The organism is Pseudomonas sp. SK, from assembly GCF_012975065.1.
Taxonomy (GTDB): domain Bacteria; phylum Pseudomonadota; class Gammaproteobacteria; order Pseudomonadales; family Pseudomonadaceae; genus Aquipseudomonas; species Aquipseudomonas anuradhapurensis.
Map to the genome: position 1 here is coordinate 4957113 of NZ_CP051857.1, position 21102 is coordinate 4978214.

The following is a 21102-nucleotide window of genomic DNA, read 5'->3' on the forward strand; positions in this document are numbered from 1 at the left end:
CGCGGGCGCAACCTGGTGTTGCGTCCTTCAGCTGGTAAAACTGGAGGTTCCCATGAGAGGAACACGCATCAATTTCTACAACCTGGCCTGGCGTTGGCACTTCTATGCCGGGCTGTTCGTGGCCCCGTTCATGATCCTGCTGGCGGTTACCGGTATCATCTACCTGTTCAAGCCGCAACTCGACCCGCTGCTGTACCGCGACCTGATGGTGGTCGAAGCCGGCCATCACCGGCAGGGCGCCGACACGCTGCTGGCCGAAGTGCGCCAGGCCTATCCCAAGGGCCACGTCGGCCAGTACCTGCCGCCGCTGAACGCCGAGCGCAGCGCGCAGTTCGTGGTGCATGACGGTGGGCGTGAACTGAACGTGTTCGTCGACCCTTACAGCGGCAGGATTCTCGGCGAGCAGGACGGCAAGCAGAACCTGCAGGCCATTGCCCGCGCCCTGCATGGTGAATTGATGGTCGGCACGCTCGGCGACCGCCTGGTGGAGCTGGCTGCGGGCTGGGGCATCGTACTGGTGGTGTCGGGCCTGTATCTGTGGTGGCCACGCGGGCGCAACGGCGCCGGCGTATTGTGGCCACGGCTATCGGCGCGCGGCCGCCTGTTGTGGCGCGACCTGCATGCAGTGACGGGGTTCTGGGGCTCGGCCTTGCTGTTGCTGATGCTGCTCAGCGGCATGACCTGGACCGGCCTGTGGGGCAAGCAATACGCCGATCTGTGGAACCGCTTTCCGGCGGCCATGTGGAACGACGTACCCAAGTCGGACCAGCAGGCGGGTGAATTGAACAATGCGCACCGCCAGACCGTGCCCTGGGCGGTGGAGAACACGCCAATGCCGCAGTCCGGTGCGCACGCCGAACACGCCGGGCATCACATGATGTCGGAGCGGCCCGCCGCTCCGCAGGTGAGCGTGCAACAGGTCGAGGACATCGCCAGCGCGCGCCAGGTCGAACCGGGCTACAGCATCACCCTGCCGATCACGGCCGACGGTGTGTTCACCATCGCAGTGTTCGCCGACGACCCCCGCAACGACGCCACCCTGCATGTCGACCAGTACACCGGCAAGGTCCTGGCCGACGTGCGCTGGCAGGACTACAGCACGGTAGCGCGGGCCACCGAGCTGGGGGTGATGCTGCATGAAGGCAAGATGTTCGGGGCGCTGAACCAGGTCATCATCCTGCTGGTATGCCTGATGATCCTGCTGGGCTCGGTGAGCGGGCTGGTGATGTGGTGGAAGCGCCGGCCGCAAGGCGGGCTGGGCGTGCCACCGCTGCGCCATGACCTGCCGCGCTGGAAGACGGCAGTGGCGGTGATGCTGGTGCTGGGGGTGGTGTTTCCGCTGGTGGGGGTGTCGATGGTGGTGATGTGGCTGGTGGATAGCCTGGTGGTCAGGCGCGGCCGGGTGCTGGCCAGCGCTTGAGTGTTGGCCTGTGCCGGCCTCTTCGCGGGCTCGCCCGCGCCGACAAGATCATCACAGATTTCGACGCCTGTGGCGTACCTGTGGGAGCGGGCAAGCCCGCGAAGAGGCCGGCACAGGCAAAACACTGCTACCCAAAAGTCGAGTCGATCTGTCGCGCGCCAATCTGGAACGTGCGTGTTAGCCTAGCCGGCTACCTCCGCCAAGACGACCGATTGTCCAATGGAATGCAGCCCATGACGCAAACTTCACCCACCCCGCCAGATGAGCCACATCTGCAACGCAACCTGACCAACCGTCACATCCAGCTGATCGCCATCGGCGGCGCCATCGGCACCGGCCTGTTCATGGGCTCGGGCAAGACCATCAGCCTGGCCGGGCCGTCGATCATCTTCGTCTACATGCTGATCGGCTTCATGCTGTTCTTCGTCATGCGCGCCATGGGCGAACTGCTGCTGTCGAACCTCAACTACAAGTCGTTCATCGACTTCTCCGCCGACCTGCTGGGCCCCTGGGCCGGCTATTTCACCGGCTGGACCTACTGGTTCTGCTGGGTGGTCACCGGCATCGCCGACGTGGTCGCCATTGCCGCCTATACCCAGTTCTGGTTCCCCGAGCTGCCACAGTGGATCCCGGCCCTGGCCTGCGTGGGCGTGCTGCTGTCACTCAACCTGGTGACGGTGAAGATGTTCGGTGAGCTGGAGTTCTGGTTTGCCCTGGTCAAGATCGTCGCCATTCTCGGCCTGGTCGCGACCGGCCTGTACATGGTCATCAGCGGCTTCACATCGCCCAGCGGGCGCACTGCGCAACTGGCCAACCTGTGGAACGATGGCGGCATGTTCCCCAACGGCCTGATGGGCTTCTTTGCCGGGTTCCAGATCGCCGTGTTCGCCTTCGTCGGGATCGAGCTGGTGGGCACCACCGCCGCCGAAGCGAAGAACCCGGAACGCACCCTGCCACGGGCGATCAACTCGATCCCGGTGCGGATCATCATGTTCTACGTGCTGGCCCTGATCGCGATAATGGCCGTGACCCCTTGGCGCGATGTGGTGCCGGGCAAGAGCCCGTTCGTCGAACTGTTCGTGCTGGCCGGCCTGCCGGCGGCGGCAAGCATCATCAACTTCGTGGTGCTGACCTCGGCGGCTTCGTCGGCCAACGGCGGCGTGTTCTCCACCAGCCGCATGCTATATGGCCTGGCGCAGGAGGGTGATGCACCCGGGGCGTTCGAGAAGCTGTCGAGCCGCTCGGTGCCGGCCAACGGGCTGTACTTCTCCTGCACCTGCCTGCTGCTGGGGGCGGTGATGATCTACCTGGTGCCCAACGTGATCGAAGCATTTACCCTGATCACCACCGTTTCGGCGGTGTTGTTCATGTTCGTCTGGACGCTGATCCTGCTGTCGTACCTGCAGTACCGCAAGCACCGCGCGGCGCTGCACCAGGCGTCGAAATTCAGGATGCCTGGCGGGCGCTTCATGTGCTACGTGTGCCTGGCGTTCTTCGCCTTCATTCTGGTGTTGCTGAGCCTGGAGGCAGACACGCGCTCGGCGTTGCTGGTGACGCCGATCTGGTTCGTGCTGCTGGCGGTGACCTACCAGTTCGTACGCAGCAAGCGCCATCCGCGCACGGCGGTGCGTAACGGCTGATGGCCTCGGGGGCTGCTGTGCAGCCCATCGCGACACAAGGCCGCTTCTACAGGCGTACGCGTTTCCCTGAGGTGCGCGCTTCCCTGTAGGAGCGGCCTTGTGTCGCGATGGGCCGCACAGCGGCCCCAATCCTGTGCACACCAATCCCCCAGGCACCAACCTGGATCCAACCCACGCCCCAACACCTCGCACAACCCCTCTAATAGGGGCCTCGAGCCACCAGGCACACCCCTTGCAACACCCCTCTCCGCTTGCCCAACACCCTAAAAAAAACTCAGCGGAGAGAGCACATGAAGCGTCGCAGTCTGATCAAGGCCTTTACCCTCAGCGCATCGATCGCGGCGATGGGCCTGAGCTGGAGTATCCAGGCCGCCGAGACCATCAAGGTCGGCATCCTGCATTCGCTGTCCGGGACCATGGCGATTTCCGAGACCTCGCTCAAGGACATGGCGCTGATGACCATCGACGAGATCAACGCCAAGGGCGGCGTGAATGGCAAGCTGCTCGAACCGGTGGTGGTCGACCCAGCCTCCAACTGGCCGCTGTTCGCTGAAAAGAGCCGCCAGCTGCTGACCCAGGACAAGGTCGCGGTGGTGTTCGGCTGCTGGACATCGGTGTCGCGCAAATCCGTGCTGCCGGTGTTCGAAGAGCTCAACGGCCTGCTGTTCTACCCGGTGCAGTACGAGGGCGAAGAAATGTCGCCGAACGTGTTCTATACCGGCGCTGCGCCCAACCAGCAGGCCATCCCGGCCGTCGAATACCTGATGAGCGAAGACGGCGGCAGCGCCAAGCGCTTCTTCCTGCTGGGCACCGACTACGTCTACCCGCGTACCACCAACAAGATCCTACGCGCCTTCCTGCACAGCAAGGGCGTGGCCGACAAGGACATCGAAGAGGTCTACACCCCGTTCGGCCATGCCGATTACCAGACCATCGTCGCCAACATCAAGAAGTTCTCCGCCGGCGGCAAGACCGCGGTCATCTCCACCGTCAACGGCGACTCCAACGTGCCGTTCTACAAGGAACTGGCCAACCAGGGCCTGAAGGCTACCGATGTGCCGGTGGTGGCGTTCTCGGTGGGCGAAGAAGAGCTGCGCGGCATCGACACCAAGCCGCTGGTGGGGCACCTGGCGGCGTGGAACTACTTCGAGTCGGTGGATAACCCGGTCAACCAGAAGTTCGTCGCCGACTGGAAGGCCTACGCCAAGGCCAAGGGCTTGCCGGGTGCAGACAAGGCGGTGACCAACGACCCGATGGAGGCCACCTACGTGGGTATCCACATGTGGGCCCAGGCCGCCGAGAAGGCCAAGTCCACCGACGTCGACAAGGTGCGCGAGGCACTGGCCGGGCAGACCTTCAAGGCACCGTCGGGCTTCACCCTGACCATGGACAAGACCAACCACCACCTGCACAAGCCGGTGATGATCGGCGAGATCCAGGATGACGGCCAGTTCAGTGTGGTATGGGAAACCGAGCAGCCGCTGCGGGCGCAGCCTTGGAGCCCGTTCATTCCGGGGAATGACAAGCGGCCTGACTATGCAGTGAAAGGTAACTGAGTGCATTGGGGCTGCTTTGCAGCCTATTCGCGGGCGCGCCCGCTCCCACCGGGCCTCTGCTGTACCTGTGGGAGCGGGCATGCCCGCGAAGAATCCAACCCCGATTTCCAGGATTGCCCGCATGCTCAGACTGCTGCTCACCCTGCTCCTGCTATTACCCCTGGCCACCCAGGCCAGCGAGGGCGAATTCTTCCTCAGCGCCAAGCCCGCCGAGCAGGCCCAACTGCTCGAAGGCTGGGCAGCGCAGCCGGATGCTGCGCGCCTGCCGCTGCTGCAGAACTTGCGCCAAGGCCGCATCGGCGCCGACGACACCCGCAAGGTGCGCCTGAACAACCGCCTGCGCGGCCTGATCGACAACGCCCTGGCCAGCCACCAGTTGCTCAGCGATGACAGCGCCACGCGCCTGGCCGCCGCCCAACAGTTGCAAAAGAGCGCGCAGCCGGCGCAGATGGCCTTCCTCGACCGACGCTTCGCCACTGAGCCGGACGCTGCCGTACACGCAGCCCTCGGCCTGGCGCTGGCCAACCTGCAACTGGGCGCCAGCGAACCGGCCGTACGCCTGGCTGCCGTGCGCCTGCTCGGCGAAACCGGTGACCCATTGGCGCGCACCCGCCTCGAAGCCCTGCTGCAACCGGGCGCGGAAGCCGACCCGGGCGTACGCACCGCAGCCGAAACCAGCCTGGCCCAGGTGCAGCGCAAGCTGTTGGTCGGCGAACTGCTCGGCCAGGCATTCAGCGGCCTGTCGCTGGGTTCGATCCTGCTGCTGGCGGCCCTGGGCCTGGCGATCACCTTCGGCCTGCTCGGGGTGATCAACATGGCCCACGGCGAAATGCTCATGCTCGGTGCCTACAGCACCTACATGGTCCAGGTGCTGCTGCAGCGCTACGCCCCCGGCGCCATCGAGTTCTACCCGCTGCTCGCCCTGCCGGTGGCCTTCGCCGTCAGCGCCGGGGTCGGCATGGCCCTGGAGCGCACGGTGATCCGCCATCTCTATGGCCGCCCCCTGGAAACCCTGCTGGCGACCTGGGGCATCAGCCTGATCCTGATCCAGGCCATCCGCCTGCTGTTCGGCGCGCAGAACGTCGAAGTCAGCAACCCGGCCTGGCTGTCCGGTGGCATCCAGCTGCTGCCCAACCTGGTGCTGCCGTACAACCGCCTGGTGATCATCGGCTTCGCCCTGGCCGTGGTGCTGCTCACCTGGCTGCTGCTCAACCGCACGCGGTTGGGCCTGAACGTGCGTGCGGTTACCCAGAACCGCAACATGGCAGCCTGCTGCGGCGTTTCCACCGGGCGCGTCGACATGCTCGCCTTCGGCCTCGGCTCGGGCATCGCCGGGCTGGGCGGCGTGGCCCTGAGCCAGGTCGGCAACGTCGGCCCCGACCTCGGCCAGAGCTACATCATCGACTCGTTCCTGGTGGTGGTGCTCGGTGGTGTCGGCCAGCTGGCCGGCAGCCTGTGGGCAGCCTTCGGCCTAGGGATAGCCAACAAGCTGCTGGAACCGCAGATCGGTGCGGTACTGGGCAAGATCCTCATCCTTGCGTTGATCATTCTGTTCATCCAGAAGCGCCCGCAAGGCCTGTTCGCCCTCAAGGGACGGGTAATCGACTGATGAACCAGCCACTGCTTGTCACTGCTACGCAAAAGGCCGGGCCGCGCCTGTCGCTGGCCATCGGCGCCGTCGTCGTCCTGCTGCTGGTAACCCTGCCGCTGCTGTCGCTGTTGCCGGCGGAGCATGCCCTGCAGGTGTCGGCCTACACCCTGACCCTGGTCGGCAAGATCCTCTGCTACGCCATCGTGGCCCTGGCGCTGGACCTGGTCTGGGGCTATGCCGGGTTGCTGTCGCTGGGCCACGGCCTGTTCTTCGCCCTCGGTGGCTACGCCATGGGTATGTACCTGATGCGCCAGGCCGCCGGTGACGGCCTGCCGGGGTTCATGACCTTTCTGTCGTGGAGCGAACTGCCCTGGTACTGGGCCGGCACCCAGCACTTCGCCTGGGCCTTGTGCCTGGTGGTGCTGGCACCCGGGCTGCTGGCGCTGGTATTCGGCTGGTTCGCCTTCCGCTCACGCATCAAGGGCGTGTACTTCTCGATCATGACCCAGGCCCTGACCTTCGCTGGCATGCTGCTGTTCTTCCGCAACGAGACCGGCTTTGGCGGCAACAACGGCTTCACCAGCTTTCGCACCATCCTCGGTTTCGACATCGCCGCCCAGGGTACCCGTGCCGTGCTGTTCCTGTGCACCGTCGGCCTGCTGCTGGCCAGCCTGTACCTGTGCTGGGGCCTGACCCGCAGCAAGTTCGGCCGCCTGCTCACCGCCGTACGCGACGCGGAAAACCGCCTGATGTTCTGCGGCTACGACCCGCGCGGTTTCAAGCTGCTGGTGTGGGTGCTCAGTGCCGTGTTGTGCGGCCTGGCCGGCGCGCTGTACGTGCCGCAGGTGGGCATCATCAACCCTGGCGAAATGTCGCCGACCAATTCCATCGAAGCCGCCGTGTGGGTGGCGTTGGGCGGGCGCGGCACGCTGCTCGGCCCGCTGCTCGGTGCCGGCCTGGTCAATGGCATGAAAAGCTGGTTCACCGTGGCCTTCCCGGAGTTCTGGCTGTTCTTCCTCGGCGCGCTGTTCATCCTGGTCACCCTGTACCTGCCCAAAGGTGTGGTGGGCCTGCTGAAGAAAAGGAGCCAGCCATGAGAGGCGTGCCCCCGGTCCACCCGGAATTCATGCTCGAACCGGTGTTCGACACCCTCGGCAGCGGCCGCGATGCGATCGGCCTGGGCCAGAGCCGCAAGGCTGGCCTGGACACCCGCCATGGCACGGTGCTCAGCCTTGAAGACATCAGCGTCAGCTTCGACGGCTTCAAGGCCCTCAACGCGCTGAACCTGTACATCGGTGTCGGCGAACTGCGCTGCATCATCGGCCCCAACGGTGCCGGCAAGACCACGATGATGGACGTGATCACCGGCAAGACCCGGCCCGACACCGGCAGCGCCTTCTTCGGCGACACCCTCGACCTGACCCGCATGAGCGAATACCAGATCGCCCAGGCCGGGATCGGGCGCAAGTTCCAGAAGCCCACGGTGTTCGAAGCACTGAGCGTGTTCGAGAACCTGGAGCTGGCGTTGAAGACCGACAAGTCGGTGTGGGCCAGCCTGGCCGCGCGCCTGAACGGTGAACAGCGCCAGCGCATCGACGAGGTGCTGACCACCTTGCGCCTGCTGCCGCTGGCCCAACGCCAGGCGGGCCTGCTGTCGCACGGGCAGAAGCAGTTCCTGGAGATCGGCATGCTGCTGGTGCAGGAGCCGCAACTGCTGTTGCTGGACGAGCCGGTAGCCGGCATGACCGATGCCGAGACCGAGTTCACCGCCGAGCTGTTCAAGGGCCTGGCCGGCAAGCACTCGCTGATGGTGGTGGAGCATGACATGGGCTTTGTCGGCAGCATTGCCGACCATGTGACCGTGCTGCACCAGGGCAGTGTGCTGGCGGAAGGGTCGCTGGCGCAGGTGCAGGCGGATGAGCGGGTGGTCGAGGTGTATCTGGGCCGCTAGCCATGGAAACCTGTGCCGGCCTCTTCGCGGGCTTGCCCGCTCCCACAGGTTTTGCACCAGCTTCCAGAGCTGTGCAGTAGCTGTGGGAGCGGGCGAGCCCGCGAAAGCGCCGGCACAGGCACAGCAACAATTTCAGGAATACACACATGCTCAAGATCGACACCCTGCACCAGTATTACGGCGGCAGCCACATCCTGCGCGGCCTGTCCTTCGAAGCCAGGGTCGGTGAAATCACCTGCCTGCTGGGGCGCAACGGGGTGGGCAAGACCACCCTGCTGCGTTGCCTGATGGGCCTGGTACCCGTGCGCGACGGCAGCATCGAATGGGAAGGCAAGCCGATCACCGCACTCAAACCCCAGCAACGGGTCCATGCCGGCATCGCCTACGTACCCCAGGGCCGCGAGATCTTTCCGCGCCTGAGCGTCGAGGAAAACCTGCTGATGGGCCTGTCGCGCTTCCCCGCCCGCGAAGCCCGTGAAGTGCCAGCGTTCATCTACGAGCTGTTCCCGGTACTCGAGCAGATGAAGCAACGCCGTGGCGGCGACCTCTCCGGCGGCCAGCAGCAACAGCTGGCCATCGGCCGAGCCCTGGCCAGCCGCCCGCGCCTGCTGATCCTCGACGAGCCGACCGAAGGCATCCAGCCTTCGGTGATCAAGGAAATCGGCGCGGTCATCCGCCGCCTGGCCGAACGTGGCGACATGGCCATCCTGCTGGTGGAGCAGTTCTATGATTTCGCCGAGGCGCTGGCCGACCAGTACCTGGTGATGGCCCGTGGCGAGATCATCCAGCGTGGCCGTGGCGAAAACATGCAGGCGGAAGGTGTGCGCGGGCTGGTAACCATTTAACCTGCGCCCAACGAACCTGCGAGACATTGTCATGACTCACCACATCCGCGACGCCCTGCCCACCGACGTGGCGGGCATCCTCGACATCTACAACGACGCGGTGCGCAACACCACGGCGATCTGGAACGAAACCCCGGTGGACCTGGGCAACCGCCAGGCCTGGTTCGAATCACGGGCGCAGCAGGGCTACCCGATCCTGGTGGCGGTGGATGACAGCGGCGTGCTCGGCTATGCCTCGTTTGGCGACTGGCGGCCGTTCGAGGGCTTTCGCCATACCGTGGAACACTCGGTGTATATCCGTGGCGACCAGCGTGGCAAAGGCCTGGGGCCGCAGCTGATGGCGGCACTGATAGAGCGTGCGCGTGGTTGCGGCAAGCATGTGATGGTAGCGGCCATCGAAAGCGGTAATGCCGCGTCGGTGCGCCTGCATCAGCGCCTGGGCTTCGTGGTGACCGGGCAGATGCCCCAGGTGGGGGTGAAGTTTGGCCGCTGGCTGGACTTGACCTTCATGCAACTGGTGCTGAACCCAGGGGCTGAACCCAACTGATACAGCGCTAGTGCGCCCCCTGTAGGAGCGGATTTATCCGCGATGGGCTGCAAAGCAGCCCCGACAGTCTTGATCCAGAGCGGCGATCTGGGGCTGCCTTGCAGCCCATCGCGGATAAATCCGCTCCTACACAAGCCCATCATTCGCAGCAGCTCACATCTGGATGAACCTGCCCAAGCGCTGCCTCAGCATGCTGTTCTCGCTGCGCAACTGCCGCACTTCCTGCAACAGCTCCAGCGCCAGGGCCACCCCTTCCCACTCCAGCTCCAGCTCCTCGTGCAGCTTGGCCGCGCGCTTGGCCAGCAGCGGCGCCTGATCGTCGAACAACCAGTCCTCCGGCGTTCGCCCGGAGGGTTCGACAATGCCGTGCTCGACGATTTCGATCACGCAGTCAGCCGTGAGGTCGGCCTCCTGACACAAGGTACGCATGTCCAGTTGAACGATCAGGGTGCTGCTCATGGTCACTTACTCCATTGTGTCCTCGGGTTGAACGCCGCCTTCTCGGAAAGCTGGGTCCACAGTTCACGGGTAGTGGCATCGGAGGTGGTGGGCATCACCACCTTCAGCTGTGCATACAAGTCGCCGCGCTCGCCCTTCTTGTTCAACAGGCCCATGCCCTTGACCCGCAGGCGCTGGCCGGTCTGGCTGTCGGGGCGGATGGTCAGGTTGATCTGGCCGGTCAGGGTCGGTACCGCCACCTTGGTGCCCAGGGCAGCCTCCCACGGTGCCAGTGGCACGGTAATGATCAAGTCATGACCTTCGACATCGAACAGCGGGTGCGGTGCCATGCGGATGGTCAGGAACAGGTCGCCGTTGGCCCCGCCTGCGCTGCCCGGCGCGCCCTGGCCCTTGAGGCGGATACGCTCGCCATCGGTCACCCCGGCCGGGATCTTCACGTTCAGGGTCTTGGTGGTGAAGCCGGTGCGCTGGCCCATCGCATTGGTCTGCGGCACCTGGAAGCTGATCTGCTTGGACTCCTTGTTCAGGGTCTCTTCAAGGAATACCGCCAGTTCAAGCTCCACGTCCTGCCCTCGCCTGCCGGCACTGCGTTGCTGTTGCCGGGCGCCACCAAAGGGGTTGCCACCCCGGGCACCGAATATCGAACTGAAGAAGTCGGAAAAATCACCGCCCTCGAAGCCGCCGCCACCGCCACGGCTTTCCCAGCCCGGTGGCGCCTGGAACGGCCGGCCATGCTGGCCGCCGTACTTGCGGATTTCGTCGAACTCGGCACGTTTCTGCGCGTCGCCCAGCACTTCGTAGGCCTCGTTGGCCTCCTTGAATTTTTCCTCGGCGTCGCGCTCCTTGCTGACATCGGGGTGATACTTGCGCGCCAGCTTGCGGTACGCGGCCTTGATCGCCTTCTCGTCCGCCGTGGGCTCTACGCCAAGTATCTTGTAGTAGTCTTTGAAGTCCATCTATGGATCACCAATGTGAATGTGCGTGTTGCCACTGAAGATAGGGCTCAAGCATAGCCTTTCAAGACCGCTTTGGGTTTGCTCCAGGGCAGACGACCGGTCTTGATTCTGTGGCCAACTGGCATACACTGCGCGGCCGTTTTGCCTCCGGAAGCTCATTCCCCATGTCTGACGTATCCCCGGCCCGCGCCCTGGGCATCGACTTTGGCACCTCCAACTCCACGGTTGGCTGGCACCGCCCGGGTGTCGAGTCGCTGATTGCCCTGGAAGACGGCAAGATCACCCTGCCCTCGGTGGTGTTCTTCAACATCGAGGAACGTCGCCCGGTGTATGGCCGCCTGGCGCTGCACGAGTACCTGGAAGGCTACGAAGGGCGCCTGATGCGCTCGCTGAAAAGCCTGCTGGGTTCCAAGCTGATCAAGCACGATACCAGCGTGCTGGGCAGCGCCCTGCCGTTCAAGGACCTGCTGGGCATGTTCATCGGCGAGTTGAAGAAACGCGCCGAGGCCACTGCCGGCCGCGAATTCGACCAGGTAGTGCTGGGCCGCCCGGTGTTCTTCGTCGACGAAGACCCGGCCGCGGACCAGGAGGCCGAGGACACCCTGGCCGAAGTGGCGCGCAAGATCGGCTTCAAGGACGTGTCGTTCCAGTACGAGCCGATTGCCGCGGCCTTCGACTACGAGTCGGGCATCAGCCGCGAAGAGCTGGTGCTGATCGTCGATATCGGCGGCGGTACCTCGGACTTCACCCTGATCCGCCTGTCGCCCGAGCGCCACCTGGTCGCCGAACGGCAGAGCGACATCCTCGCCACCGGCGGCGTGCACATCGGCGGTACCGACTTCGACAAGCAACTGAGCCTGCAGGGCGTGATGCCGCTGTTCGGCTACGGCAGCCGCATGAAGAGCGGCGCGCTGATGCCCACCAGCTACCACCTCAACCTGGCCACCTGGCACACCATCAACGCCCTGTACTCGCAGAAGTCGCAACTGGCCCTGGGCAGCATGCGCTACGACATCGAGGACACGCTGGGCATCGACCGCCTGTTCAAGCTGATCGAAGAGCGTGCCGGGCACTGGTTGGCGATGGAAGTGGAGGCCAGCAAGATCGAGCTGACCGAGCAGCAGAGCCGGCGCGTCGACCTCGGCCGCATCGAGCGCGAGCTGGGCGTGGACCTGTCCCGCACGTTGTTCGAGGCGGCTATCGAAGGGTTGCTGGAGCGCGTGCGTGGCAGCGTGAGCGAATTGCTGGCCAAGGCGGGTGTCAGCGAGACCCAGGTCGACACGGTGTTCTTCACCGGCGGTTCCAGCGGGATCCCGGCGCTGCGCAACAGCGTGGCGGCGATGCTGCCGAATGCGCGGCATGTGGAAGGCAACATCTTTGGCAGCATTGGCAGCGGGCTGGCCATCGAGGCACGCAAGCGCTACGGCGTGGCCTGAGCCAGGCTCTTCAGCCTGTGCCGGCCCATTCGCGGGCTTGCCCGCTCCCACAGGGACCGCACAGTACCCAAGACCTGTGCAATACCTGTGGGAGCGGGCAAGCCCGCGAATGGGCCGCTACAGGCTATTGAAGAATCAGACCAGCTCCGCCCGCTTCAGCTCGCTCTTCAGGTAGGCATAGTAGACCGGCCCCGCCACCACCCCCGGCAAGCCGAACGCCGCCTCGAACACCAGCATCGCCAGCAGCAATTCCCATGACTTGGCGCTGATCTGCCCGCCCACGATCCGCGCGTTGAGGAAATACTCGACCTTGTGGATGATGATCAGGTAACCCAGCGCCGCCGCCGCCACCCAGATCGACAGCGACAGGCCGACGATGGTGATCAGGGTGTTCGACATCAGGTTGCCGATCACCGGCAGCAGGCCGAGCAGGAAGGTCAGCACGATCAGCGTCTTGGTCAGCGGCAGGTGCACGTCGAACATCGGCAGCACCATCGCCAGGAAGATGCCGGTGAAGGTGGTGTTGAGCAGCGAGATCTTGATTTGCGCGAAGACGATGTTGCGAAACGCCTGCACCAGCAGGCTCAGGCGCTCAAACAGCGCCGCCGCCAGGGGTTTGCGCCGGGAAATGTCAGGGATGCGCTGCAAGGCGACGATGGCACCGAGGATCATGCCGATCAGCAGGGTGACGAACATGTGCGCCATGCCCTTGCCGACCAGTTGCAGGTCGCTCAGGTGGCTCTTGATCCAGTCACCGATGGCCACCTTGAACTCCGCCGCACTGGCCGGCAGGTAGCCTTCGATGAACGGCGGCAGCTGCCCGCGGGCACGCTCCACCAGGGCCATGAACTTGTCCAGCGAGGCACCGGGGTTTTCTGCCTCGTGCAGCAGGAAACTGAAGGCGCCGGCGATGAGCAAGGCCAGGGTGATGACCACCAGTGTGCCAAGCAGTGCTACGGCCAGCCAGCGCGCGCGTTGCCCGGCAATCAGCGGCTGCAGCCGCGGGGTGAGCATGTTGACCAGCTCGAACACCAGCAGACCGGCCAGCAGGCTTGGCAGCAATTTCAGGGGCAACGCCAGCAACAGGCCGGCAAATACGATGATCCAGCTGGCCAGGGTGACCTGGCGGGGGGTGAAGGTCATACAGCCTCAACGGCAGACAACGGGAAAGACCCGCAGTCTGCCAGCGTTACGCTTGCAGGCATAGGCGCAGGTCATTTCTTCTTCAGACAGTCACTCATGAACGCCTTGCGCTCATCCCCCTTGAGGGCTTTGCTGGTGGCGTCAGCGTTGCAGGTTTTCATCTTCTCCTGCTGGGTTTGTGGCACCTCCTTCTTCAGGCAGGTGCTCATGAAGGCTTTGCGCTCATCGCCTTTCAGGGCCTTGGCGGTGGCGTCGGCGTTGCAGGTCTTCATCTTTTCCTGCTGCGCGGTCGTGGCAGCGAAGCCTTGGGCGCTGAACAACACCGCCAATACCAGTAAAGGGATCTGCAGCACTTTCATGGAGTGGTCTCCTTGGCTCCGCGCCCGATGCGCGGGGGTCGAGCTGAGTGTAGCCAAGAATTCTCAGCGCTTTGCCCGCGCCTGGCGACGGTATTGCTCGGGTGTGCATCCGGCCTGGCGCTGGAACATGGCGATGAACGCTGACGCGCTGCTGTAGCCAAGGTCGAAGGCGATGGCCTGGATCGGCAAGCCGGCTTCCAGCGCATCGATGGCGCGCAGGAAACGCAGGCGCAGGCGCCATTCGCCGAAACTGATGCCCAGTTCACGCAGGAACTGACGGGCCAGGGTACGTTCGCTGACATGCACCCGCGCAGCCCAGTCAGCCAGCGGGCGGTTGTCGCCGGGCTCGGCGGCAAGGGCATCGAGCACCTGGCGCAGACCTTCGCTGTGGGCCAACGGCAGGTAGCAGGCCTGGGTCGGTGCCAGCAGCAGTTGGTCGAGCAGCACCTGTACCAGGCGCTGGTCGCGCTCGCCCTCGGCTACCCGCAGGTCGCGCCGGGCGAAGTCGGCGAGGATGGCCTTGAGGATATCGCTGATGATCAGGCTGCACGGTTGCTGCGGCAAGGCGGCACACAGGCTGCGGTCCAGGTAGATCGAACGGTACACGATGGCGTGCGGGTTGTAGCAGCCGTGCTCGGTATCGGGCGGCACCCACACCGCATACTGCGGCGGCGACAGGAAGCGTTGCCCGGCGACGTCCAGCTGCATCACGCCGTGGGCGGTGTAGTTGAGCTGACCCCAGGTGTGGCGGTGCAAGGCACTGTGGGTGTCGGCACCGAATTCGTCGTGGCGGAAATACACCGGCGCCGGCAGTTGGGTGAATTGGGGGATGTCGAGGTACTTGCGCGGCATGCTGACTGTTTCGCGGGGTGGGTTGTCTGGCTGGAAGTATAGGCTTGTAGACAGACAGTTGATAATGAGTGGCATCGGGGCCTGCTGCGCAGGCCATCGTGACACAAAGCCGCTGCTACACGGCATAGGCGATCTCGTATCGTAGCGGCCTTGTCTGGCGATGGCCGGCAAAGCAGCCCAATCTGCCCGCAACGAGTATCTCGCTCCATGAACTACCTCTTTCCGCTCACCGCCATGCTCATCTGGGCCGGCAACACGGTGGTCACCAAGATGTCCGCCGGCGCCATCCACCCCGCCGAGATCGGCTTCTACCGCTGGCTGCTGGCCGCCCTGCTGTTCACCCCGTTCCTGCTGCCTGCCGTATGGCGCAACCGCACAGCCATCCGCCCGCACCTGGCCAAGGTGGCCGTGCTGGGCGTGCTCGGCATGGCGCTGTACCAGAGCCTGGCGTACTTCGCCGCCGGCATCACCAGCGCCACCAACATGGGCATCATCCTTTCGCTGATGCCGCTGATGGCGCTGGCGCTGTCGATCGCCTGGCTGGGCCAGCGCCTCAGCTACGGCGCCTTGCTGGGTGCCGTGGTGTCATTCTTTGGTGTGGTTGAAGTGGTCAGCGCCGGTGACCCCGCAAGCCTGCTGCGGCAGGGCCTGAACGGCGGCGACCTGCTGATGCTGGTGGCCACCCTGGCCTATGCGCTGTACAGCTTCCTGCTGAAGAAGTGGCAACTGCGCCTGCCACCGATGCAGTTGCTGTACCTGCAGGTGCTGGTGGCGATCGTGGTACTGCTGCCGCTGTTCCTGTTGTCGGAAAAGACCGGCCTGGACAGCCACAACATCGGCTTGGTGCTTTACGCCTGCGTGCTGGCCTCGATGATTGCGCCGTTGCTGTGGATGCAGGCCGTGCACCGCCTGGGGCCAAGCCGCACCACCTTGTTCTTCAACCTGCTGCCCCTGGCCACCGCAGTGATCGCCGCCGTGGCACTCGATGAACAGCTGGCCCGCTATCACCTGCTCGGCGGTTTGCTGACCCTGGCCGGTGTGCTGCTGGCCGAGCGCTGGACCACGCCGATCCGCCGCTAGAGCCCCGCCGCCTTGAGCCGGGCAGCATGCTCGGTGAACAGCCGCACCGGTTCGGCGCCCCTGCCGATGGCGCCCAGTGACTGGTTGACGATGTCGAGGTGATCGAGCGGGTAATCGTCGCCAATCACTTGCCCAAGGTGCGAGCTGAAGCGCCCGACCATGCCATCGCACTGGCCCTTTTCCTTGACGAAACTGCGCGCGAACAGCCGGCAGAAGTAGTTGCTGCCATCGAAACGATTGCGCCCCCGGTCGGTCAGGCCGGGCTGCAAGGTACCGGACCAGGAGTAATAGCGCACGCCATCGACCTGATAGGCCCCTTCCCCACCCCAGCTATCTGGCAGCCCCTGTGGATAAGCCTGGTTGAAGCGTGCCACCCCGCTGCTGGTCAGTGCCTGGTGCGAAGCGTGCACATCCACCGGCAGCGGGTCGCGGCGCCAGCCGGTTTCCAGCCACACCAGCAGCACGGCAATACCGTGCAGCAAGGCCTTGAGCAGGCGCCCCTGGGGCGAATCGCCAGGTGCCCTGCGTTCCAGGTAGTCGGCCAGTTCCGAACCCTGGTTGGGCCCGGCCACCGAGGTGACCGACGCCACCCGCTCGGGCCGCCTGGCAGCAGCGTAGCGTGCGTCCAGGGCACCTTGGCTGTGGCCGATGAGGTTGACCTTTTCGACATTGTGGCGCTGGCAGATGTCTTCGATGATTGCCAGCAGTTGCTCGCCGCGCACCTCGCTGCAATGCAGCGGCGAAACCTGCACCGGGAACACCTGCGCCCCGCCCTTGCGCAGTGCCGGCACAATGCCGAACCAGTAGGGGTAGAGCACCACCCGCACGAACCCCAGCATGCCCGGCACCAGCACCAACGGGTATCGCGTGGTCAATTCCTGTGGCATGGCCAGCCCCTTTCCGTGGACGACCGACCCACACTACAGCGGCCCTGATGAACAGCGCAATCGAACTCTGGCCACCCGCTGCGGTTCCAAAGCCAACAGACCCTTTGCAAGGAGCGGGACCATGTACAAACAGACCCTGGCAATCCTCCTGGCTAGCGCCACCCTCGCCGCCTGTGGCAGCCGCCCGGAAAACCCCGTGGATTACGTCACCTACCGCGACGAACCGCTGGTCAAGCAGGTGGAAAATGGCATGACCATGCAGAAGGTCATCGCTATCGGCGGTAGCCCATCCAACGTGACCGACCTGCCTCACGGCGGTACCTGCAACGACTACATCCTCAACCGCGACGGCCACCAGCAGCCCTATTACGTGCGCTTCGACGCCACTGGCCATGTCGATGCCAAAGGCTTCAAGACCTGCAAGCAACGCCAGGAAGACAGCGACGCCGCCCACGGCGCATGACACCCACAGGACACGCCATGACCACCTTGATGCTTTCGGAGATGAACATGACTGCGATTGAACTGACCGATGTGCAAACCCTGCGCCAGCGTGCCCGCCAGCACGTCGAGAACGGCGCCGTGACCGAGGGCTACCACGCCGACCGTGAGCGCATCATCCGCCTGCTCAACGAAGCCCTGGCGACCGAACTGGTGTGCACGCTGCGCTACAAGCGCCACTACTTCATGGCTTCGGGGGTGAAAGCCAGCATAGCGGCCGAAGAATTCCTGGAGCATGCCAACCAGGAAGCCGAACACGCCGACAGGCTCGCCGAGCGTATCGTGCAGCTGGGCGGCGAACCGGACTTCAACCCGGACAACCTCAGCAAGAACTCGCACGCCCAGTACGTGGCGGGTACCACGCTGAAGGAGATGGTGTTGGAGGACCTGGTGGCAGAGCGCATCGCCATCGACAGCTACCGCGAGATCATCCAGTACATCGGTGACAAGGACCCGACCACGCGGCGGATCTTCGAGGACATCCTGGCCCAGGAAGAAGAACACGCGGACGATATGTCCGATCTGCTGCAAGGGTTGTAATTGCCAGGGGCTGCTCGGCAGCCCAGCGCCCTCCTACCGGTACCACGTCAACTGTAGGAGCGGATTTATCCGCGAAGCAGGCGGCGCGGTGGGGGGCACCGGCTGTGCCGGTGATCGCGGCTGAAGCCGCTCCTACTGGTACGGCGTCAACTGTAGGAGCGGATTCATCCGCGAAGCAGGCGGCGTGGTGGATGGCACCGGCTGTGCCGGTGATCGCGGCTGTGCCGGTGATCGCGGCTGAAGCCGCTCCTACAGGTGTCGCGTCAAGTCGAAGCCGGCGCGGTACCTGTGGGAGCTGGCTCGCCGGCGATGGGCCGCAACGCGGCCCCCTCATTGCTTGCCTTTCACCGCAGCTGGCGCCTTGCCCGCCTTCATCTGCTGCAACAGCGGCGTGCATTGGTTCGGGTCATCCCCGCTGCTGGGGGCAACCAACGCCAGCAAGCCCGCCGCCGGCCCGGCCACCACGCCCAGCGCCACCATCCCCGCCCCGCGCAATGCCAGCGGCACCGCCTGCACCCCGGCACTGGGCTTGGCGAACGGCCCGCGCACGTACAGCGGCGAGCGCAGCGAGAACAGCCGCAGCCCTTTCGATTCCGGGGTGATTTTCAGGTCCAGCTGCTCGCTGGCGAAATTGGCCGTGCCGTTGATGTAGATGATCGCGTTCTCGGTATCGAAGATGAACAGGCGCGTGGTCGCCAACCCATCCTTGATGCCGACATCGGCTGCTGCGCAATTGATCTTCACGTCTTCATCGCCGAACAGCTTGCCGACCACGTAGTTGCCCACGTTCAACCCGGCAATCTCCATCAGGCTCCGGCTGATAGCGCCATCGTTGACCAGCATGCGCAGGTCGCCATTGGCCGTACCCAGCAGCGCAGCTACCGAGTTACCCCGGCCTGTGATGTCGGCATCGCCATTCAACTCGCCAAAGCTGGTCTGCATTGGCGCAAAACCAGGGAACAGCTGCTTGAGCTTGAAGCCCCGCGCGGTCAACCGGGCACGCCCCTGCAGCGGCACGTTGCGGCCATCCAGGCGGATCTGCGAGGCCAGGTTGCCACCGGCCACGCCAAAACGCAGGGGTTCCAGGCGCAGCAGGCCATCTTCCAGGATCACGTGGGCCGACAGGTCATTGAAGGGCAATTGCGCGCTGTGCACGATGCGCTTGCCGGCAAAGGTGACGTCGGCATCCATGGCACGCCAGCGCTCGGTGCGGAACTCCTCCACCGGCAGAACCTTGCCTTGCGGCTGCTTGCCGGCGCCACCACGGGTTTTCTGTTCGGCATTGGAGTCGGCACCGATCAGTGGCGCCAGGTCCTTGAACAGCAATTGATTGGATACCAGGTTGCCCGACAGCCTGGGCCGTGGCTGGCTGGCAACGAAGACCAGGTCGCCATGGATATCGCTGTCACCGATCTGGCCGTTGAAGCCCTGGTAATCGAAGGTCGCCCCTTGCGCCGCGTGCAGGTTGGCGCTGAGGTGGCCATCGGTGGAATAGGCCGGGGTGTCCGGCAGGGTCACACCGGTCAGCGGGTAGAGGTTGCCCAGGCTGGCCCCGGACAGGCGCAGGCGCAGGTCGAGGGCGCCCAGGTTGCGCGGGTCGGTCAGGGTACCGGCGAGCACCACATGGGTGTCGGCGATACGCACATCGGCCTGCAGCGGGAACGGTTGGCTGGCGTCCTGCAGGGCCAGCAGGCCGCCAATCTTGCCGGAGCCGGCCACCGGCTGGCCTTTGTAGCGGCCCTGCACCTTCAGGCCGAAGGCGTAATCCTGCGCTGCACCGGCCTTCTCGGCCCTGGCCTTGCCGACGATGTCACTGAACGGTATTGGCTTGCCCAGCGGGTCGATCTGCACCTTCATGCTGGTTTTCAGGGTTTGGTCATCGAAACTGACATTGCCCTGGTCAAAGCCGATGGCGCCGATGTCCAGCTGCCATTTCGAAGGTTCGGCGTTGTCATCCTTGGGGCCGAAGTCGAAGGTCCAGTTGGCGCGGCCATCGGCCAGACGGGTCAGGCTGGCAGTGGGTTTGGTCAGGTCGATGCGCGGGATGCTGATCTGCCGGAACAGCAACGGTAACGGCGCCAGGCGGAACGCCACACGTTCCAGGCCGACCATCTTCTGCTCGTTGAGCCACGCCGGGTTGCCCAGGCTCAGGTCCTCGGCAATGAAATGCGGCCAGGGTACCCAGGCACGCCAGCCGCCCTCTTGCGCTTCGGTGCGCCACTCGACGGCGAGGTTGCCATTGATCGCGAAGGGCCGTTGCAGGGCTTCTGAGACTTTGTCGTTGAGCAGGGGTTTGACGCGGTTCCAGTCGAAGGTGGCGATGACCACCACCAGGATCGCCAACAAGGTGAGCAGGCTGGTGAAGGTCCAGACGAGGATTCTGGCGGGACGCGTCATTGCGTGATTCTCCTTGCGGTATGGCACAGAAACAGGCGCAGCGGGGCATTCAATATCTCGGACTGACGAAAACCCGCGGGGTTTTATGGTTGGCCCATGATAACGAAGTTTTTCCTGGCCATTTGTTCAGCAATTCGTCGCGTCAGGCTGGATGTGTAACCGGCCTGCAGCAATCGCAAAAAGCCATCATTCAAGCCGTAAACCTTGTTCTAGAGCCGTTCGAGATCTCTATCAATCTGGTCGATTGTTACCATTACCCGTATGAACTTCTCTCTGGCGTTACCCGGCGTAGCATTGGCTCCGTACCCACTTTCCAGCCCCCGAGAGGAGCACCGAAATCATGAAACGCCACCTGCTGACCCTGACCCTGTCCATTCTGGCTGCCAACGCTTTTGCCTTGCCAGCCGACGAGCAACACCTGACGGCCGAATCGCGCTCCAGCGCTGCCGAGATCGCCCAGCCGCTGAAGACTGTTGCCGAAGGTGGCTCCGATCGCCTGATCGAACGTACTGGCCGCGTTGCCGAAGGTGGCTCCGATCGCCTGATCGAACGCACTGGCCGCGTTGCCGAAGGTGGCTCCGATCGCCTGATCGAACGCACTGGCCGTGTTGCCGAAGGTGGCTCCGATCGCCTGATCGAACGCACTGGCCGCGTTGCCGAAGGTGGCTCCGATCGCCTGATCGAACGCACTGGCCGCGTTGCCGAAGGTGGTTCCGATCGCCTGATCGAACGCACTGGCCGTGTCGCCGAAGGTGGCTCCGATCGCCTGATCGAACGCTCTGGCCGCGTTGCCGAAGGTGGTTCCGATCGCCTGGTCGAAATCAGCCGTGTGAGCTGATCACCATGGCCGAAAAGAACAATCTCTGTCGCAACACCGCCTCCCCTCCAGGCCCGGTCCATTGACCGGGCTTTGTTTTTTTCACTAGAGTGCCCAGCCTCACC

General features: G+C 64.4%; 20 protein-coding genes. 13 read left to right on the forward strand and 7 right to left on the reverse strand.

What is annotated here, in order from left to right:
* The first annotated feature begins 52 nt into the window (after nucleotides 1-52).
* The 8 genes from HG549_RS22675 (at nucleotide 53) to HG549_RS22710 (ending at nucleotide 9550) form a co-directional block, all read left to right on the forward strand.
* A complete protein-coding gene (locus tag HG549_RS22675) occupies nucleotides 53-1420 on the forward strand; it encodes a PepSY domain-containing protein (protein ID WP_170032945.1) in 1368 nt (455 codons plus the stop codon).
* 233 nt (nucleotides 1421-1653) lie between these two features.
* Complete coding sequence (cycA, locus tag HG549_RS22680; protein WP_170032947.1) at nucleotides 1654-3060, forward strand: D-serine/D-alanine/glycine transporter; 1407 nt, start codon at nucleotides 1654-1656, stop codon at nucleotides 3058-3060.
* Nucleotides 3061-3350: 290 nt separating this feature from the next.
* On the forward strand, nucleotides 3351-4616 hold the full coding sequence (urtA, locus tag HG549_RS22685; protein ID WP_079229882.1) for an urea ABC transporter substrate-binding protein: 1266 nt from the start codon (nucleotides 3351-3353) through the stop codon (nucleotides 4614-4616).
* Nucleotides 4617-4737: 121 nt separating this feature from the next.
* Nucleotides 4738-6225, forward strand: a complete 1488-nt coding sequence (gene urtB / locus HG549_RS22690) for an urea ABC transporter permease subunit UrtB (RefSeq protein WP_170032949.1) — start codon at nucleotides 4738-4740, stop codon at nucleotides 6223-6225.
* Complete coding sequence (gene urtC / locus HG549_RS22695) at nucleotides 6225-7304, forward strand: urea ABC transporter permease subunit UrtC (protein WP_170032951.1); 1080 nt, start codon at nucleotides 6225-6227, stop codon at nucleotides 7302-7304. The genes urtB and urtC overlap by 1 nt, the downstream gene beginning before the upstream one ends.
* Nucleotides 7301-8158: an urea ABC transporter ATP-binding protein UrtD gene (urtD, locus tag HG549_RS22700; RefSeq protein WP_170032953.1), complete on the forward strand. Its 858-nt coding sequence runs from the start codon at nucleotides 7301-7303 to the stop codon at nucleotides 8156-8158. The genes urtC and urtD overlap by 4 nt, the downstream gene beginning before the upstream one ends.
* A gap of 146 nt (nucleotides 8159-8304) precedes the next feature.
* A complete protein-coding gene (urtE, locus tag HG549_RS22705; RefSeq protein ID WP_170032955.1) occupies nucleotides 8305-9003 on the forward strand; it encodes an urea ABC transporter ATP-binding subunit UrtE in 699 nt (232 codons plus the stop codon).
* Nucleotides 9004-9034: 31 nt separating this feature from the next.
* On the forward strand, nucleotides 9035-9550 hold the full coding sequence (locus HG549_RS22710; protein ID WP_170032957.1) for a GNAT family N-acetyltransferase: 516 nt from the start codon (nucleotides 9035-9037) through the stop codon (nucleotides 9548-9550).
* 153 nt (nucleotides 9551-9703) lie between these two features.
* Here HG549_RS22710 and HG549_RS22715 read toward each other — a convergent pair whose 3' ends face one another.
* Together HG549_RS22715 and cbpA are read right to left on the reverse strand one after the other, a co-directional pair.
* Nucleotides 9704-10009: a chaperone modulator CbpM gene (locus HG549_RS22715; protein WP_170032959.1), complete on the reverse strand. Its 306-nt coding sequence runs from the start codon at nucleotides 10007-10009 to the stop codon at nucleotides 9704-9706.
* Between the two features lie 2 nt (nucleotides 10010-10011).
* Nucleotides 10012-10965, reverse strand: coding sequence for a curved DNA-binding protein (gene cbpA, locus HG549_RS22720; protein ID WP_170032961.1), 954 nt, complete (start codon nucleotides 10963-10965; stop codon nucleotides 10012-10014).
* Nucleotides 10966-11129: 164 nt separating this feature from the next.
* On the opposite strand from cbpA, the gene HG549_RS22725 reads away from it, so the two are divergent.
* A complete protein-coding gene (locus HG549_RS22725) occupies nucleotides 11130-12401 on the forward strand; it encodes an Hsp70 family protein (protein WP_170032963.1) in 1272 nt (423 codons plus the stop codon).
* Nucleotides 12402-12536: 135 nt separating this feature from the next.
* Here HG549_RS22725 and HG549_RS22730 read toward each other — a convergent pair whose 3' ends face one another.
* From HG549_RS22730 to HG549_RS22740, 3 genes are all read right to left on the reverse strand, one after another.
* Nucleotides 12537-13544: an AI-2E family transporter gene (locus HG549_RS22730; RefSeq protein WP_170032965.1), complete on the reverse strand. Its 1008-nt coding sequence runs from the start codon at nucleotides 13542-13544 to the stop codon at nucleotides 12537-12539.
* Between the two features lie 71 nt (nucleotides 13545-13615).
* Nucleotides 13616-13903 carry a PsiF family protein gene (locus HG549_RS22735; protein WP_170032967.1) on the reverse strand — a complete coding sequence of 96 codons (288 nt, stop codon included), beginning with the start codon at nucleotides 13901-13903 and terminating at the stop codon, nucleotides 13616-13618.
* Between the two features lie 63 nt (nucleotides 13904-13966).
* Complete coding sequence (locus HG549_RS22740; protein ID WP_170032969.1) at nucleotides 13967-14755, reverse strand: helix-turn-helix domain-containing protein; 789 nt, start codon at nucleotides 14753-14755, stop codon at nucleotides 13967-13969.
* A gap of 207 nt (nucleotides 14756-14962) precedes the next feature.
* On the opposite strand from HG549_RS22740, the gene HG549_RS22745 reads away from it, so the two are divergent.
* Nucleotides 14963-15835, forward strand: coding sequence for a DMT family transporter (locus HG549_RS22745; protein ID WP_170032971.1), 873 nt, complete (start codon nucleotides 14963-14965; stop codon nucleotides 15833-15835).
* Here HG549_RS22745 and HG549_RS22750 read toward each other — a convergent pair.
* Nucleotides 15832-16722, reverse strand: coding sequence for a triacylglycerol lipase (locus HG549_RS22750; protein WP_170032973.1), 891 nt, complete (start codon nucleotides 16720-16722; stop codon nucleotides 15832-15834). The genes HG549_RS22745 and HG549_RS22750 overlap by 4 nt on opposite strands.
* Nucleotides 16723-16843: 121 nt before the next feature.
* Between HG549_RS22750 and osmE the strand changes: the two genes are divergently transcribed.
* Nucleotides 16844-17185 carry an osmotically-inducible lipoprotein OsmE gene (gene osmE / locus HG549_RS22755; RefSeq protein WP_170032974.1) on the forward strand — a complete coding sequence of 114 codons (342 nt, stop codon included), beginning with the start codon at nucleotides 16844-16846 and terminating at the stop codon, nucleotides 17183-17185.
* A gap of 47 nt (nucleotides 17186-17232) precedes the next feature.
* Nucleotides 17233-17763 carry a bacterioferritin gene (locus HG549_RS22760; protein WP_170034307.1) on the forward strand — a complete coding sequence of 177 codons (531 nt, stop codon included), beginning with the start codon at nucleotides 17233-17235 and terminating at the stop codon, nucleotides 17761-17763.
* A gap of 330 nt (nucleotides 17764-18093) precedes the next feature.
* Here HG549_RS22760 and HG549_RS22765 read toward each other — a convergent pair whose 3' ends face one another.
* The gene (locus HG549_RS22765; protein ID WP_170032976.1) at nucleotides 18094-20160 is read right to left on the reverse strand and encodes an AsmA family protein; all 2067 of its coding nucleotides are present in this window, start codon (nucleotides 20158-20160) and stop codon (nucleotides 18094-18096) included.
* A gap of 340 nt (nucleotides 20161-20500) precedes the next feature.
* Here HG549_RS22765 and HG549_RS22770 point away from each other — a divergent pair, with 340 nt between their 5' ends.
* Entirely contained in the window at nucleotides 20501-20998 is a 498-nt protein-coding gene (locus tag HG549_RS22770) for a phage infection protein (RefSeq protein WP_170032978.1), read from the forward strand.
* Nucleotides 20999-21102: the final 104 nt, after the last annotated feature.